At 62.7% G+C, this 11973-nt stretch carries 14 protein-coding genes; 5 read left to right on the top strand and 9 right to left on the bottom strand.

Features of this window, described 5'->3' with window-relative positions; genetic code table 11:
- Nucleotides 1–233: 233 nt before the first annotated feature.
- The 3 genes from ACIPSK_RS29680 to ACIPSK_RS29670 form a co-directional block, all read right to left on the bottom strand.
- Nucleotides 234–497, bottom strand: a complete 264-nt coding sequence (locus ACIPSK_RS29680) for a DUF2312 domain-containing protein (RefSeq protein ID WP_446533091.1) — start codon at nucleotides 495–497, stop codon at nucleotides 234–236.
- Nucleotides 498–588: 91 nt separating this feature from the next.
- Complete coding sequence (locus tag ACIPSK_RS29675; protein ID WP_003582233.1) at nucleotides 589–894, bottom strand: DUF1244 domain-containing protein; 306 nt, start codon at nucleotides 892–894, stop codon at nucleotides 589–591.
- Nucleotides 895–926: 32 nt separating this feature from the next.
- Nucleotides 927–1715 (bottom strand): N-formylglutamate amidohydrolase, encoded by a 789-nt coding sequence (locus tag ACIPSK_RS29670; protein ID WP_162116988.1) that lies wholly within the window; start codon nucleotides 1713–1715, stop codon nucleotides 927–929.
- A gap of 201 nt (nucleotides 1716–1916) precedes the next feature.
- On the opposite strand from ACIPSK_RS29670, the gene ACIPSK_RS29665 reads away from it, so the two are divergent.
- From ACIPSK_RS29665 to ACIPSK_RS29655, 3 genes are all read left to right on the top strand, one after another.
- Nucleotides 1917–2402 (top strand): DUF1036 domain-containing protein, encoded by a 486-nt coding sequence (locus tag ACIPSK_RS29665; RefSeq protein WP_162116989.1) that lies wholly within the window; start codon nucleotides 1917–1919, stop codon nucleotides 2400–2402.
- Complete coding sequence (pyk, locus tag ACIPSK_RS29660; RefSeq protein ID WP_162116990.1) at nucleotides 2402–3841, top strand: pyruvate kinase; 1440 nt, start codon at nucleotides 2402–2404, stop codon at nucleotides 3839–3841. The genes ACIPSK_RS29665 and pyk overlap by 1 nt, the downstream gene beginning before the upstream one ends.
- A 123-nt stretch (nucleotides 3842–3964) precedes the next feature.
- Complete coding sequence (locus tag ACIPSK_RS29655; RefSeq protein ID WP_162116991.1) at nucleotides 3965–4600, top strand: LysE family translocator; 636 nt, start codon at nucleotides 3965–3967, stop codon at nucleotides 4598–4600.
- Between the two features lie 2 nt (nucleotides 4601–4602).
- Here the strand turns inward: ACIPSK_RS29655 and ACIPSK_RS29650 are convergent, their stop codons facing one another.
- From ACIPSK_RS29650 to ACIPSK_RS29640, 3 genes are read right to left on the bottom strand one after another with little or no spacing between them, the layout of a single operon-like run.
- Nucleotides 4603–5154, bottom strand: a complete 552-nt coding sequence (locus ACIPSK_RS29650) for a DUF4865 family protein (protein WP_162116992.1) — start codon at nucleotides 5152–5154, stop codon at nucleotides 4603–4605.
- Nucleotides 5151–5555, bottom strand: a complete 405-nt coding sequence (locus tag ACIPSK_RS29645; RefSeq protein ID WP_446533090.1) for a cupin domain-containing protein — start codon at nucleotides 5553–5555, stop codon at nucleotides 5151–5153. The genes ACIPSK_RS29650 and ACIPSK_RS29645 overlap by 4 nt, the downstream gene beginning before the upstream one ends.
- Complete coding sequence (locus ACIPSK_RS29640; RefSeq protein WP_162116994.1) at nucleotides 5552–5971, bottom strand: tautomerase family protein; 420 nt, start codon at nucleotides 5969–5971, stop codon at nucleotides 5552–5554. The genes ACIPSK_RS29645 and ACIPSK_RS29640 overlap by 4 nt, the downstream gene beginning before the upstream one ends.
- A gap of 117 nt (nucleotides 5972–6088) precedes the next feature.
- Between ACIPSK_RS29640 and ACIPSK_RS29635 the strand changes: the two genes are divergently transcribed.
- Together ACIPSK_RS29635 and ACIPSK_RS29630 are read left to right on the top strand one after the other, a co-directional pair.
- The gene (locus tag ACIPSK_RS29635; protein ID WP_162116995.1) at nucleotides 6089–7021 is read left to right on the top strand and encodes a LysR substrate-binding domain-containing protein; all 933 of its coding nucleotides are present in this window, start codon (nucleotides 6089–6091) and stop codon (nucleotides 7019–7021) included.
- A gap of 196 nt (nucleotides 7022–7217) precedes the next feature.
- Nucleotides 7218–8030, top strand: a complete 813-nt coding sequence (locus ACIPSK_RS29630) for a phytanoyl-CoA dioxygenase family protein (protein ID WP_162116996.1) — start codon at nucleotides 7218–7220, stop codon at nucleotides 8028–8030.
- A 63-nt stretch (nucleotides 8031–8093) separates the two neighbouring features.
- Here the strand turns inward: ACIPSK_RS29630 and ACIPSK_RS29625 are convergent, their stop codons facing one another.
- The 3 genes from ACIPSK_RS29625 to ACIPSK_RS29615 form a co-directional block, all read right to left on the bottom strand.
- Nucleotides 8094–9068 (bottom strand): threonine ammonia-lyase, encoded by a 975-nt coding sequence (locus tag ACIPSK_RS29625; protein WP_017968176.1) that lies wholly within the window; start codon nucleotides 9066–9068, stop codon nucleotides 8094–8096.
- Between the two features lie 155 nt (nucleotides 9069–9223).
- Nucleotides 9224–10960 (bottom strand): gamma-glutamyltransferase, encoded by a 1737-nt coding sequence (gene ggt, locus ACIPSK_RS29620; protein ID WP_162116997.1) that lies wholly within the window; start codon nucleotides 10958–10960, stop codon nucleotides 9224–9226.
- Nucleotides 10961–11035: 75 nt separating this feature from the next.
- On the bottom strand, nucleotides 11036–11890 hold the full coding sequence (locus tag ACIPSK_RS29615; RefSeq protein WP_162116998.1) for a helix-turn-helix transcriptional regulator: 855 nt from the start codon (nucleotides 11888–11890) through the stop codon (nucleotides 11036–11038).
- Nucleotides 11891–11973 lie beyond the last annotated feature (83 nt).

Genomic DNA, 11973 nt, shown 5'->3' with positions numbered 1-11973 from the left:
GAAAAGGTCGACAAAGCTTCCGACTTTGCCGACCTCTTTAATGCCAGCTACTAACATATAGCAAAACCGCTTCTAGCGGTTCAAGCGCAGCGTTTCAAACCTCCACCTTTGGTGGAGGTCATGACTTGGCCGCTTCGACAGGTAAGGCCGCTGCTTAACCCGGCGCGTTCTCCGCAAAAGAAAAGCCGCCGGAGCGGCCCGGCGGCTTGTCGATATCGGGCGGTGTGGACGGATCAGCCTCCCGGCGGCGATTCGATCATGCCGAGCGCAAGCAGGTAGGTGTCGAGGATTGCTTCCTCTTCCATGCGCTCCTGCTCGTCCTTCTTGCGCAGCGCCACGACCTTCTTCAGGATCTTGGTATCGAAGCCCGTTCCCTTGGCTTCGCCATAGACGTCCTTGATATCGTCGGCGATGGTCTTCTTTTCTTCTTCCAGCCGTTCAATGCGCTCGATGAAAGCGCGAAGCTGATCGCGGGCGACGCCGTGAGCATCAGACATCGTGTTCTCCTGGTTTTTCGGTGATCGATTTTGGATGCCAGTGACTGCCGCGAAGCGGCGTCACGGTCAAGCCTGTTCGCGGCCAGCCAAGCTATTTGTGTGGATTGTTCAGTTCAAAAGCAGCCTTTTGCACAGGCGAGGCCTCGTTCTGGTGAAGATTCTTCCAGTCCTCATAGGGCATGCCATAGACCATCTCGCGCGATTCGTCCCTGGTCACCGGGACACCCTCGGCCTCGGCGGCTTCGCGATACCAGTTCGACAGGCAGTTGCGGCAGAAGCCGGCCAGATTCATCAGGTCGATGTTCTGAACGTCGCTGCGTTCGCGAAGATGTGCAACGAGGCGGCGAAAGGCGGCAGCTTCGAATTCGGTCTGTTGTTCCTTGCTGAGCGCGGTCATCTCGCTTCCTTTCGTTAAATGGGGCCTTTCGTTCAATAGGGGCCGGTGCGTGACAGGTGAACGTCGTATTCGTGCAAGGCGGGTTCGGCATTCATCGCCGCAAAGATCGGCGCCAGGCGTTCGGCCCATGCCGATATGCCGGTCTCGTCTCCGATCAGATCCTGACGCACCTCGAGCAGCGCATGCGGAATGCCTGTAATCATGCAATGGCGGTACATGGTATCGCCCTTCAGCGCGCCGTCATAGGGTTCGTTGTCGCCAACGGCGAGATCGGGATCGGCGCGCAGCATGTCAAGCAGCGGGCCAACAGCGCGATGGTCGCTGTCCCAGAGGACGGCAGCGTGCCAGGAACGGGGAATGCCCTTCCAAGCCGGCGTGAAGGAGTGCAGCGACAGCACCAGTGGCGCCCTGCCAGTGGCATTCGCCACGCTGTCGATCGTTGTGGCCACGGCATGGTGATAGGGGCGGTGGAAGGTTTCGATGCGGTGGTCCCATTCCTGCGGCGTGATCGGATGATTGCCTGATATGACGGCGCCGTCGGAGATCTTCATGATCAGCGTCGGATCGTCTTCGCCGCGATTGGGGTCGATCAGCAGGCGCGAAAAGCCGCCAAGCACGGCGGGAACGCCGAGCCTTGCCGAAAGCTGCCGCGTCAGGCCCTCGATGCCGATGTCATAGGCGATATGTCGAGCGAAGGCCGCGTCGGGAAGTCCCAGCCGGCCATATCGCGCGGGAAGGCGGTTCATCGCGTGATCTGCGAGGATCACCATGCCTTTGTCATGTTTGCCGGATAGGATTTCGAAAGATTGGAAGTCATCCATCAAGGAATTGCCGTTCGTCATTGCGCCGTCGGGCGCAGTGATCGCATGCGCCTGCGGTGGGTTCAAGCGCGGCAGGCGGCGAGAGGTTGAGCCGGACACTCGACGGGTGGTTATGAAAGGAAATATAATCGATTAGCATTGCGTTGACTTTCGCTTGACGGCGGCGCAAGAAGACACGGATACGAATAACCGTGGAGCTATTTGGGAGCCGTGTTGATCCAAGCCGCGCCAAGTTTCCTCACGCGGTCCGGGCCGCTGGTCCGTCTCGCTCTATTCGCCCTTGCAGCCGCCATGCCGTTTTTCATCGCAGATGCTGCACGCGCCGATTTTCGCGTCTGCAACGGAACGCAGAACCTCGTCGGCGTCGCGATCGGTTATCGCGCCAAGGATGGCTGGATGACGGAGGGCTGGTGGCAGGTGCCGGCAACGACCTGCGCCGTGTTGATCGAGGGAGAATTGCAGTCGCGCTATTATTACCTCTACGCAGAGGACGCCGCCCGGGGAGGACGATGGACGGGTGACGTGCAGATGTGCGTGGCGGAAAACGAATTCAAGATCACGGGTGTGCAGGATTGTTATGCCCGTGGTTACCAGAAGATGGGATTCAAGGAATATGATACGGGCCGCCAGGGTAGCTGGATGGTTCAACTCTCCGACACCCCAGGGACGCAAGAAAGCCAGAATTGATGAAGCGTAATCGCAAAATTAAAATCCTCGCCACCCTCGGGCCAGCCTCCTCCGAGGAATCGATGATCGAGAAGCTCCACCAGGCCGGTGCCGATGTCTTCCGCATCAATATGAGCCATGCGAGCCACGACATGATGCGCACGCTGATCCAGCGCATCCGCTCGGTCGAAGCGCGCTCCGGCCGGCCGATCGGCATTCTCGCCGACCTGCAGGGACCGAAACTGCGTGTCGGCAAGTTCGTCGACGGCAAGGTGGACCTGAAGCCCGGCCAGACGTTCACGCTCGACAACAACGAAGCGCTCGGCGATCAGAGCCGCGTCTATCTGCCGCACCCCGAGATCCTGGAGTCGGTGCAGCCTGGCCACCGCCTGCTGATCGATGACGGCAAGCTTGCCCTGCGCGCAGAAAAATGCGACGGCAAGAGCATCGTCACGACTGTTATTTCGGGCACGCGCATCTCCGACCGCAAGGGCGTCAGCCTTCCCGACACGCTGCTCGGCGTCGGCGCGCTGACGGACAAGGACCGCGCCGATCTCGACGCGGTGCTTGCCACCGACGATGTCGACTGGGTGGCGCTTTCCTTCGTCCAGCGTCCTGACGACCTCGCCGAAGTGCGCAAGATCGCCCGCGGCCGCGTCGGCCTGATGTCGAAGATCGAAAAGCCGCAGGCTCTCGAGCGCATCGAAGAAATCATCGAACTGTCAGACGCATTGATGGTCGCCCGCGGCGATCTCGGCGTCGAAATGCCGCTCGAATCGGTTCCCGGCATCCAGAAGCAGCTGATCCGCGCCTGCCGCCGTTCGGGCAAACCGGTGGTCGTTGCCACGCAGATGCTGGAATCGATGATCTCCGCGCCGGTGCCGACACGCGCCGAAGTTTCCGACGTCGCGACCGCCGTTTTCGAAGGTGCGGATGCCGTCATGCTCTCGGCCGAATCGGCCTCGGGCGACTATCCAGTCGAAGCTGTCACGACGATGGCGTCGATTGCCACTGCCATCGAGCGCGAGCCGCATTATCCCGGAATCATCTATGCCCAGCGTGCCCAGCCGGAAGCGACCGGTGCCGATGCGATCTCGCTGGCCGCCCGTCAGATCGCCGAAACGCTGAAGCTGTCGGCGATCGTCTGTTACACTTCGTCGGGCACGACAGGCCTTCGCGCCTCGCGCGAGCGTCCGCAAGTGCCGATCCTGGCGCTGTCGCCGATTATCAAGACGGCGCGCCGTCTTGCCGTCGTCTGGGGCCTGCACTGCGTCGTCACCCATGACGCGACCGATCTCGACGACATGGTCAACCGCGCCTGCCGTATCGTCGCCGACGAAGGTTTCGGCAAGCCGGGCGACCGCATCATCATCTCGGCCGGCGTACCGCTCGGCACGCCCGGCGCCACCAACATGATCCGCATCGCCTATATCGGTTCCGACGGCCAGAGCGGCATCTGATCCGATCGCATGCATCCGAAAGCCCGCTGCCTGAGAAGGCGGCGGGCTTTTTTCGTTGATGGGCCGGCATTGCCAATGGCAATGGCGCATGCAAGTTTCGATCTCTGGATGGGGAGGATCGTCATGGATTTCGTCACGCTTCTGGCTTTTGCAGCGGTTTCCTTCGTTGGTATCGCGACACCGGGGCCGACAGTGCTGCTGGCGCTGACTAACGGTTCGCGGCACGGCCTGCGCCGGGCGGTTGCCGGCATGATCGGCGCGGTGCTGTCCGATTTCGTGCTGATCGGCGCCGTGGCGATCGGGCTCGGTGCGCTGCTCGCCGCATCGGAATTCTGGTTCTCGATGCTGAAATGGGCGGGTGCCGCCTATCTCGCTTTTCTCGGTATCATGCTGCTGCGTTCGAAGGGCACGATCGATGCGGCGTTGAAGTCCGGAGCGCCTGCGGGCGCGACATCGCCCCTCTCGATCGGACTGAAGAGCTTCATGGTCGCGGCGACCAATCCGAAGGGTTATCTCTTCTTCTCGGCTTTCCTGCCCCAGTTCATCGACCCGATCCTGCCGCAGGCGATGCAATATATGCTGCTCGCCCTTGTCTTTGCCGCGCTCGATTTCCTCATCATGTTCGGATACGCCTTCTTCGGCTCGCAGGCGGTGCGTTTCCTGAAAACCTCAGGCGCCATGTGGCTGGAGCGAGCCTGCGGTGGCGCGCTGCTGGCGCTTGCCGGCTCGCTGGCCTTCTATCGCCGGGCAACCGTCTGAGCTCAGGGCAGGGATAGGTGGCCGACGCGATAGGCCTGGGTGTGCTCGCCGATCTCGGGAATCTCTCGCCATAGCCTGAAGCGTACCCGCGTCCAGCTCGTCGGTTCGAAGCCGGAAATGGAGGCGAGCGCGCCACCTGTCGCCAAGTCTGCTTCGGTCGCCGCGCTTTCGGCGCGGCGAATATCGTCGAGCGGCGCGTAAGGTTCCGTCTGCAGGACATCGCGTGTGGCGAACCTGGCCGGGGCGATATCAGGCGAGATTTCTGCCTGCCAGACGATCCAGGTTCTCACCTGTGGCCAGCCGAAGGCGTGGGTCAGCGTTTCGAAGCCCGGGCCGCAGAGGAAGTCGCTTGCCCCTTGCGGCGTCTGCCAGAGATAGAAAGGCGCATAGAGATTGTCGTGGCTGCCGAACTCTCCCTTGCGGGCGCTGAGATAGGCTTTGAAGCCGAGATTGGGAAAGCCGTCGAGCAGTGGACCCTTGTCGCGGATGCGGCGGTCGATGATCGACATGTCGTAATCGGCAGGCAGGGTGAAGCTGTATTGCATGGTGATCATGACTGTGCCTCCACCGGTTGCAGCCATTCGACGATGCTGCCGTTTTCGGTCGGCTGCACGCTGATATAGCTGAAGGTGCTGTCATCGGCCGCTCCATGCCAGTGACGCTCGCCGGGCGCAAACCAGGCGGCATCGCCGGCGCGCAATGTTTCAACCAGGCCGCCCTCGTTTTGCGCCAGCCCATGGCCCGAAAGTACATAAAGTAGCTGGCCTCTGGGATGCGTGTGCCAGCGGGTGATGGTGCCGGGATCGAGCGTGGCGCGCATTGCGGTGTTCTCGCCATCGGCGCTGCCTTCGCGCAGCATCTCGACCCAGAAAGGCGCAGTTGCGACGCCCTCCGGCGAGCGGACCGCCTTGCCGGGGCGCCTGATGGTCATGGTCGTCGGGTTCGAGGCACTCATCGCCGGGCTCCAGCCAGACGAAGCCGCCAGTCTGGGTCGGTCATCTGGGCAATACCATTACCGAAGGACCAGTCTTCCGGTGCGCTGGTGCTGATGACGATCATCACGTTCTCGGGCCGAAGGCCCGGCGATTGCGCAAGGAGTTCGGCGAGCCGCCGATAGAGTGCTGCCTTCATCTCGCCGGTGCGAGGCCTGCCGATCGTGACCGAGATATAGACGAAATCGTCGGAGCGCGGGCCGGCGAGATAGCTGCGGTCGAAGATCAGCTCGTTGTCGTCGTGCTGGTGAATGGTCTGGAAGCGGTCGTTTTCGGGCACGTCGAAGGTCTCGACCAGGGCGCGTTGGATGTTGTCGGCCAGCGCCGCGAGATAGTCCGCCGACTTGCCTTTGCGAAGGGAAATGCGAACGAAGGGCATCGGGATCTCCATGGTTCAGGCCGTCCGTCGGCCTTGACAGCAGAAGCATCGCACGGCACGATGATGCTGAAAATCAGAATTTTATGGATCAACGATCCTGAAAAGCAGGACTATACAATGCGACGGACAATCTTCGATCTCGATGTGCTTCGAACCTTTTCGACCGGCATGGAGCTTGGCAATTTCGCCAAGGCGGCCGAGCGGCTCGGGCGTTCGACCTCGGCAGTGAGTGCGCAGCTGAAGAAGCTGGAGGAGCAGGCGGGCACGCCGATCTTCCGCAAGGCGGGTCGCGGGCTGGCGCTGACCGATGCCGGCGAGACGATGCTCGGTTATGCCAGGCGGCTGCTGGAACTCAACGACGAGGCGGCTGCCGCCGTCAACAACGTCGAGCTGGAAGGCTGGGTGCGGCTCGGCCTGCAGGAGGACTTTGGCGAGACCCTGCTGCCGGATGTGCTCGGCCGCTTTGCGCGTGCGCACCCGAAGGTCCGAATCGAAGCGCGGGTGGTGCGTAATGCCGAGCTGCTTCAGCGCGTCACATCGGGCAAGCTCGATCTGGCGCTTGCCTGGAGCGATGGCACGCTGACGGCGCATTGCGAGCGGATCGGCGAAGTGCCGATGCGCTGGATCGGACCTGCCGAGGGGCAGCCGAACTGGCAAGCCGCAAGCGGCGAGCCGATGCCGCTCGCTTCGTTGGAGGCGCCGTGTCTGTTGCGGAGCGCGGCGACCAAGGCGCTTGATGAGGCGGGGATCTCCTGGCGGCTCGCCTTCGTCAGTCCCAGTCTCGGCGGTCTCTGGGCCGCGACGGCGGCGGGCCTCGGCCTTACCATCCGCACGCCGATCGGCCTGCCGGCGAAGGTCCGGCCGCTGGCGCCGGGAGCAATCGGCCTGCCTGATTTGCCGAAGCTCGGTCTGGTTCTGCATCGAGCGGAAGCCGAACCGCAGCCGGCTGCGGCGCGGCTTGCCGAACTCGTGCTTCAGTCGGTGCATGGCGCGTTGCATGGGGTGGTGGCCCGAGATCTCAGCATTGACCGTTCGGACGCGTGGCTGTAGCTTTCGGCCGCTATGAAGATGATCACTCTCAATATCGCTACGGCCTTCTTCTTGAGCCTCTAAGGCTCTGCCTTCGGGCATCAGAAGATGCGGTCGCTAACCAGCCTTTGCGGCTGGCCCGTTGCCGTGGACCGTAATGACCCTGCGTCTGGCCAAGGACAGAGCCGGCAGGATTGGCGATAGAGAGAGATATATCATGACATCAGATGTTTATCCGATAGCGCTGCGTGCCGCGCAGATCGAGCAATTCATCGAAGACGGCTTCACCAGGGTCGACGGCGCCTTTCCCCGCGAATTGGCCAGGGAAGCCCGTGCCATCATGTGGCGTGACATTCCCTTCGCTGCGGATGATCCAAACACGTGGACGCGGCCGGTCGTGCGGCTTGCCGGTTATGGCGGCGGGCCGTTCGAGAAAGCCGTCAACACGCCGGTATTGCATTCGGCCTTCGACCAGCTCGTCGGCAAAGGGCGCTGGGAGCCGCGCAATGGACTTGGCAGTTTCCCTGTCCGCTTTCCCCATCCCGATGATCCCGGCGATGCCGGTTGGCATGTCGATCTGAGCTTTCCCGGCGAGGATTCCGATCCGGATGAGCAGCGGGACTTTTCCGCCTGGCGGGTGAATATCAACTCGCGCGGGCGGGCGTTGCTGATGCTCTTCCTGTTCTCGGATGTCGGGGAGGAAGATGCGCCGACCCGTATCCGTGTCGGTTCGCACAAGGATATCGCTCGCCTTCTGGCGTCGGCGGGCGAGACGGGGATGGCCCACCTTTGGCTGGAGCATGTCGGGGAAGAGCGGCCGCTGGCGTTGGCAACAGGGCAGGCGGGCACAGTCTATCTCTGCCATCCCTTCCTCATCCATGCGGCGCAGATGCATCGCGGCAAGGAGCCGCGTTTCATGGCGCAGCCCGGCCTTGTGCCTTCCGAACCTCTTCGGCTTGAACGGCAGGACGGCGCCTATTCGCCGGTCGAGATCGCAATCCGCCGGGCGCTTCACGATCACTCTATCTGATCGGTGATCTGGCATCCGGCTCGATGAGCCGGATGCCTCACGAAGATGCGCCGGCGTGACGTCTCAGCCGAACCGTTCCAGAGCCATGGCGAAGATATCGGCATCGACATTGCCGCCGGAGGTGACGGCGATGACCGTGTCGCTTTCCAGAGCATCGCCATGGAAGAGGGCGGCGGCAAGTGCCACCGCGCCGCCGGGCTCGACGACGATCTTCAACCGCGAGAAGGCGAGTGCCATGGCGCGCAGCGCCTCCTCGTCGGTAACAACAATGCCGGCGCCGGCGAGGCGCTTGAGGATCGGGAAGGTGATGTTGCCCGGCTGCGGCGTAACGATCGCATCGCAGATCGAGCCCGATACCGCCGCGTTGCGTTCGATCTTGCCGGAGGCCAACGAGCGGGTGGTGTCGTCGAAATCCCTGGGCTCGCAGGGACGGACGCGAAAGCCGGGAGAACTGGCTTCAAGGGCGAGCGCGATGCCGGAGGTCAATCCGCCGCCGCCGCAGGGAACCAGGACTTCGGCTGATGTCACGCCTTCCTCTCCAGCCTGCTCGGAGATTTCAAGACCGGTCGTGCCCTGACCGGCAATGACAAGCGGTTCGTCAAAGGGCTTGATCAGCGTCAGCCCACGCTCGGCCGAAAGTCTCGCGCCGATCTCGTCGCGATCCTCGGTGACGCGGTCGTAAAGCACCACTTCGGCGCCGAAGGCGCGGGTGTTGGCGATCTTCAGCTTCGGCGCATCGCTCGGCATGATGATGACGGAGGGGACATTGTGCAGCTTGGCCGCAAGCGCAACACCCTGGGCGTGGTTGCCGGAGGAGAAGGCGATAACGCCTTTCGAGCGCACGGCCGGATCGAGGCCGGAGACGGCCGACCAGCCGCCGCGAAACTTGAACGAGCCGGAATGCTGCAGACATTCCGCCTTCACGAACAGGCGCCGGCCGGCGATCTCATTGAGGAAAGGCGAGGAGAGAAGCGGCGTACGCCTGATATGACCGCGCAGACGGGCGCGGGCTGCGACAATCATTTCAATGCTGGCCATTCGGGAATCTTTCTGCGTGCGGGTTCGCCCATGCATAGGGCGAGGCAAGCCAATTGTGAACGGCGACTTTGTCACGGTGACATGAATGGTACCACCGCTGCTTCTTCAGCCGTGCTGCGCTTCTGCCGACTGTTTGATCAGGCGATCCCGAGGCGTCAGTAGCCGCTTGCCGAACCTTCCGCTGCGCGGCTGTCCATGGCGCCGTTGTAGCGGGCGCCGCCGCCTTTTTTGATGGCAGCAAGGCTTTTGCCGCCGACGAGGATGCCGGCGGCCTGGCCCCATTGCGGCGCGTCATTGCCGCCATCGAAGCTGTAGCCCATCGCGGCGAGGGTCTTTTCCGTATCCGGCGAAAGTGCATAAGGCTCGAGAAAGACCTTGTCGGGCTGCCATTGGTGGTGGAGACGCGGGGCGTTGACCGCCTGACTGATGTCCATGCCGAAATCGACGACATTGAGGATTGCTTCCAGCGTGATGGTGATGATGCGCGAGCCGCCGGGGCTGCCGATCACCATGAAGGGCTTGCCGTCCCGGGTGACGATCGTCGGGCTCATCGAGGAGAGCGGCGTCTTCTTCGGGACAATGGCATTGGCCTCGCCCTGCACCAGTCCGTAGAGGTTGGGCACGCCGGGCTTGGAGGTGAAATCGTCCATCTCGTTGTTGAGCAGGACACCGGTGCCGGGTGCCACCACGCCGGCGCCGAAGGAGCCGTTCAGCGTATAGGTGACGGCGACCGCATTGCCCTCGTCGTCGATGATCGAATAATGCGTCGTCTCGGTGCTTTCCTTGGCGCCGAGCGGTTTCAGGTTCGCCGAGGTGCCGGCCTTGTAAGGGTCGATCTTGGCGGCAATTTCCGAGGCATATTTCTTATCGAGCAGTTTCTCGACCGGGTTCTCGACGAAATCGGGATCGCCGAGTGCTGCATTGCGGTCGACATAAGCATAGCGCATCGCCTCGACCATGATGTGCACGGTTTCGGCCGAGTTATAGCCGAGATAGGAGAGCGGATAACCTTCGAGAACGTTGAGGATCTCGCAGATGATGACGCCGCCGGAAGACGGCGGCGGGGAGGAGATGACGTCGTAGCCGCGATAATTGCACTCGATCGGCTTCAACTCGCGCACGGCATATTGCTCGAAATCCTCCTTTGCAAGGACGCCGCCCATGGCTTGGCTCGCCTTGACGATCGCCTCGGCGGGGGCGGCTTTGTAGAAGGCGTCGGGACCTTTTTCGGAGATGGCTGTCAGGACTACGGCAAGATCCGGCTGCTGGAGTTTTTCGCCCGATGCATAGGGTTTGCCATCCGGTTTCAGGAAGATTTTCGCTGCCGCCTCATCCTTGGCGAGGCGCTTGGCGCTGCCGGCAAAGCTTGCGGCATCGCCCTGTTCCAGCGTGAAGCCCTCCTTGGCGAAGCGGAGCGCCGGTGCGATCAGCTCCTCGCGCGGTTTGGTGCCGTATTTCTCGCGTGCGGTCTCGAAGCCCATCACGGAGCCCGGCACGCCGACGGCGAGATAGCCGTCGAGGCTGGCGCGTGGCACGACATCGCCCTTGGCATCGAGATACATGGTTTTTGTCGCGGCAAGCGGCGCGCGTTCGCGAAAATCGAGAAAGGTCTTGGTGCCGTCCTTCAGGCGAATGGTCATGAAGCCGCCGCCGCCGAGGTTGCCGGCCGTGGGATAGACGACCGCCAGCGCATAACCGACGGCGACCGCTGCATCGACGGCATTGCCGCCGCTCTTCAGCACCTCGACGCCGACATCGGTCGCCAGATGCTGGGCGGTGACCACCATGCCGTGCTCGGCTTCGACGGGTGCAGGCGAGGCGGCGAAAGCCGAGGTCAGGCTCAGCGACAGTGCTGCGATGACGGAGATCGTCCAGACATGCAGGCGGCCCATGATTTCCCCTCCTATGGACAATGATGGAAAAACATATGGGACTGCGGCAGCCCGAGGCAATGCAAGGGGTTGGCTTTATGCGAGAAGTTCGGCGAGTTTCCGGTTGGTATCGTCGTCATCGAGCGGCGTGTAGACGATGAGCTTCATCTCCGGCCGGTTTGTCAGCGTCAGGCCGGTATGTTCGAAGGACATGCGGCCCTTGATGGGATGGTCGATGCGCTTGATGCCGGACAGCGGGCTGATGACCTCGTGGCGCTGCCACCAGTGGCGAAATTCGTCGCTTGCCTGCTTCAGCAGCGCGATCAGCCGTTCGAAATCCGGATCGCCGGCATAACGCGCGCTGTCGGCCCGGAACATTGCCAGCGAGACGCGGGCGACCGATTCCCAATCGACGAGCAGCCGGCGATGCGCCGGGTCGGCGAACAGGCGATGCATGATGTTGCGCTCGTCGCGGTCGAGCGTGTCGTAACCACCGAACAGCATGTCGGCGGCGCGGTTCCAGGCGAGCACGTCCCACCGGCGGCCGAGCACATAGGCCGGTTGGTGGGTCAGGTTGGCGAGCATGCGTTGCAGCGGCTCGTCGACGCATTCGGGTGCGGAGGATACAGCCTGCGGCGCATGGCGATTGTTGAGGGTGAAGAGATGCCGGCGTTCGGCCTCGTCGAGGCGCAGTGCATCGGCAAGGGCGTTCAGCACCTGTGCGGAGGGCCTGATGTCGCGGCCCTGTTCCAGCCAGGTGTACCAGGTGGTGCCGACGCCGGCGAGCATGGCGAGCTCCTCGCGCCGGAGACCTGGCGTGCGCCGCCGAAATCCCTCGGGCAAGCCCACCTCGGACGGCGTCAGCCGCTCGCGGCGAGAGCGCAGAAAGGCTGCGAATTCACGGCGGCGGGCTTCGAGTGTGTCGGCTCTCTGGTCCATGGCGGTGATCATATCAGTATCGATACCAGGATAAAACTGGAACTGTTTGCCGTTTCCAGGCCGCGCATGATGCCTGCGCCGCGGGTGATTCAAAC

It is taken from the genome of Rhizobium sp. LARHSG275, assembly GCF_052871115.1.
This window is presented reverse-complemented; position numbering and strand designations above follow the sequence as displayed.

Coding starts and splice junctions, on each gene's coding strand:
- ACIPSK_RS29680 (WP_446533091.1), bottom strand. CDS start 497: ATGTCTGATGCTCACGGCGTCGCCCGCGATCAGCTTCGCGCTTTCATC.
- ACIPSK_RS29675 (WP_003582233.1), bottom strand. CDS start 894: ATGACCGCGCTCAGCAAGGAACAACAGACCGAATTCGAAGCTGCCGCC.
- ACIPSK_RS29670 (WP_162116988.1), bottom strand. CDS start 1,715: ATGGATGACTTCCAATCTTTCGAAATCCTATCCGGCAAACATGACAAA.
- pyk (WP_162116990.1), top strand. CDS start 2,402: ATGAAGCGTAATCGCAAAATTAAAATCCTCGCCACCCTCGGGCCAGCC.
- ACIPSK_RS29655 (WP_162116991.1), top strand. CDS start 3,965: ATGGATTTCGTCACGCTTCTGGCTTTTGCAGCGGTTTCCTTCGTTGGT.
- ACIPSK_RS29650 (WP_162116992.1), bottom strand. CDS start 5,154: ATGATCACCATGCAATACAGCTTCACCCTGCCTGCCGATTACGACATG.
- ACIPSK_RS29645 (WP_446533090.1), bottom strand. CDS start 5,555: ATGAGTGCCTCGAACCCGACGACCATGACCATCAGGCGCCCCGGCAAG.
- ACIPSK_RS29640 (WP_162116994.1), bottom strand. CDS start 5,971: ATGCCCTTCGTTCGCATTTCCCTTCGCAAAGGCAAGTCGGCGGACTAT.
- ACIPSK_RS29635 (WP_162116995.1), top strand. CDS start 6,089: ATGCGACGGACAATCTTCGATCTCGATGTGCTTCGAACCTTTTCGACC.
- ACIPSK_RS29630 (WP_162116996.1), top strand. CDS start 7,218: ATGACATCAGATGTTTATCCGATAGCGCTGCGTGCCGCGCAGATCGAG.
- ACIPSK_RS29625 (WP_017968176.1), bottom strand. CDS start 9,068: ATGGCCAGCATTGAAATGATTGTCGCAGCCCGCGCCCGTCTGCGCGGT.
- ggt (WP_162116997.1), bottom strand. CDS start 10,960: ATGGGCCGCCTGCATGTCTGGACGATCTCCGTCATCGCAGCACTGTCG.
- ACIPSK_RS29615 (WP_162116998.1), bottom strand. CDS start 11,890: ATGATCACCGCCATGGACCAGAGAGCCGACACACTCGAAGCCCGCCGC.